Genomic DNA, 868 nt, shown 5'->3' on the forward strand with positions numbered 1-868 from the left:
AGCTTCTCCAGCTCCTCTTCCACGCTCGCACTAAGGGGCGAACTGCCGATGTTCGCGTTGATTTTGGTGCGGAACCGCTTGCCGATAACCGTCGGTTGCAAGCTGGTGTGATAGATATTCGCAGGGATGATGGCGCGTCCGCGGGCAACCTCCTGACGCACCAGCTCTGGGTCAACGCCCTCGCGCTCTGCACAGAAGCGCATCTCCTCAGTGATAATGCCCTGGCGGGCATAATGCATTTGGGTCACGACGCCCGTTCTGCCCCGTACATAGTCCCCTCGGTTCATGGTGATCCTCCTTGCGCGGGGGTTCGGGCGGGGCGAGGCGGGATAAGGCGGGCTGTGATGCACGGGCAAGATGCCCAAGCCACCTATCACGCCGCGTTCCCTCCGCCGGTATTACCCGGATCAGGTTCCAGGGGTTTCTCCGAACTGGAGATCTCAGCCGCCCGTTGGCAGCACCCCCCGCGGCTAATAATGAGTATACCTGCTTCTTGGAAGGATTGCCTGAGAAATTCGGGCAACAAATCCGTCTGCCCATGAGAGCGAGTCCGATGCCGCTTTCAGCCTAGCTTATCCAATAGACCCGTAGGAATCTGCCCTTTCTGCCCGAATCCTGCCACTACACGAGGGCGCGACGATGTGCCACGAAAACCCTGACCAGTGGACAGAAAGTGACTGGTTGCAGCGATTGGGCTATCGCGCGTGCCGGCTGACTCACTGTACGGACGACGCCGCCGACCTCGCCCACGCCTGCTTCTACGCCTTCTATGACCACTTTCACCGTTTCCCGTGGCAACACCCTGACCCTCCGCGCGCCTGGCGCTGGTGCTGCCAGAAGCTCCGCTCGCTCTGGCTGGACGAGAAGC

At 60.8% G+C, this 868-nt stretch carries 1 protein-coding gene, 1 pseudogene and 1 riboswitch; of the genes and pseudogenes, one reads left to right on the forward strand and one right to left on the reverse strand.

The window, feature by feature from the left end; translation table 11 throughout:
* Nucleotides 1-248: pseudogene (locus tag N0A24_12220) on the reverse strand (phosphomethylpyrimidine synthase ThiC).
* A 118-nt stretch (nt 249-366) separates the two neighbouring features.
* Nucleotides 367-475, reverse strand: a riboswitch (TPP riboswitch).
* A gap of 164 nt (nt 476-639) precedes the next feature.
* On the opposite strand from N0A24_12220, the gene N0A24_12225 reads away from it, so the two are divergent.
* Nucleotides 640-868 (forward strand): hypothetical protein (locus N0A24_12225; protein ID MCS7174101.1); only part of this gene is annotated, 229 nt, incomplete at its 3' end.

The sequence above is a fragment of the Armatimonadota bacterium genome, from assembly GCA_025059775.1.
Taxonomy (GTDB): domain Bacteria; phylum Sysuimicrobiota; class Sysuimicrobiia; order Sysuimicrobiales; family Sysuimicrobiaceae; genus Sysuimicrobium.